This is a genomic window from Stenotrophomonas sp. SPM (assembly GCF_003105135.1).
Taxonomy (GTDB): Bacteria; Pseudomonadota; Gammaproteobacteria; order Xanthomonadales; family Xanthomonadaceae; genus Stenotrophomonas.
Window position 1 is genome coordinate 1 of sequence record NZ_QETL01000214.1, and the last position, 1,035, is coordinate 1,035.

The 1,035-nt window shown below is 68.1% G+C and carries 2 protein-coding genes; one reads left to right on the forward strand and one right to left on the reverse strand.

Annotation, left to right across the window (positions count from 1 at the left end; genetic code table 11):
- On the reverse strand, nucleotides 1-215 hold a 215-nt coding region (locus DCO49_RS20065), incomplete at its 3' end, for a hypothetical protein (protein ID WP_116865474.1).
- 126 nt (nucleotides 216-341) lie between these two features.
- On the opposite strand from DCO49_RS20065, the gene DCO49_RS20070 reads away from it, so the two are divergent.
- Complete coding sequence (locus DCO49_RS20070) at nucleotides 342-944, forward strand: lipocalin family protein (protein ID WP_116865473.1); 603 nt, start codon at nucleotides 342-344, stop codon at nucleotides 942-944.
- Nucleotides 945-1,035 lie beyond the last annotated feature (91 nt).

Sequence of the window (1,035 nt, forward strand, 5' to 3'; positions counted from 1 at the left end):
GGGCAGCCCAGCAGCGCCCACCAGGCCGACACCGGCATGCCCACCAGCCACAGCGGCAGCCAGCCCACCCAGACACTGCTGCCGCGTGCCGCCGGCCACACCAGCACCAGCGCGAGCCCGGCCAGGGCCAGCTGCTGCACGCTGCGCAGCAGGCGGCGGTCGGAGGCAAAGCTGTCGCGTTCAGCAGGGTTGCGACGGGAAGAGCGAGTGTTCATGGGCGTTCTCGACGATTCAATGGCGGCCAGCTTGGCCCGCTCCCTTCTCACAGACTGCGACCGCCATTGACGGAACGAGCACACACAGTCGACCATGCTTGGGCACCCAATGGAGCTCGCTCCCGCATGTCCTCGATCCGCCCGTTCTGCGCCGTGTTGCTGGCTCTGTCCCTTGGAGGCCCCGCGCTGGCCGCCAGCGACCCGCCGTCGCCACGCGCCAGCGCATCGGGGGCCTCCGAATATGGTGCGCCGATCGATCTGCAGCGCTTCATGGGCACCTGGTACGTGATCGGCCGCGTGCCGAACTTCATCGAACGCGGCCACGTGGCCAGCGTCAACGAGTACACGCTGCGCGAAGACAACAAGGTGGGCATCGTCTACCGCTACCGCGATGGCTTCGGTGCGCCGCAGCAGGAAGTGCGTGCACGTGCAAGCGTCGACGCCGACAGCGGCAACCACGCCTGGCGCACCTGGTTCTACCGGATCGTGCCGACCCATTCGCGCGTGCTGGAAGTCGCCCCGGACTATTCGTGGGCGATGATCGGCTACCCGGGCCGGGAGATGGCCTGGATCTTCTCGCGCCAGCCGGACATGGACAAGGCGCTGTACAAGGAGCTGGCCGAGCGCCTGCGCGACGAGTACGGCGTGAACACCGACAAGCTCAAGCGCGTGCCGCAGCACGCCGACCAGGTCGGCAAGCTGGGCTACGAAGTCCCGAACGTGCGCTGAGAAAGCGCCGCCGGGCATGGCCCGGCGCTACCCGAACGATACCGGGCCATGCCCGGCGGATTTGTCACGTGCAGATACCGGTAGTGCCGGC

Excerpts from the sequence above, each read along its gene's own strand:
- DCO49_RS20070 (WP_116865473.1), top strand. The coding sequence starts at position 342 with ATGTCCTCGATCCGCCCGTTCTGCGCCGTGTTGCTGGCTCTGTCCCTT.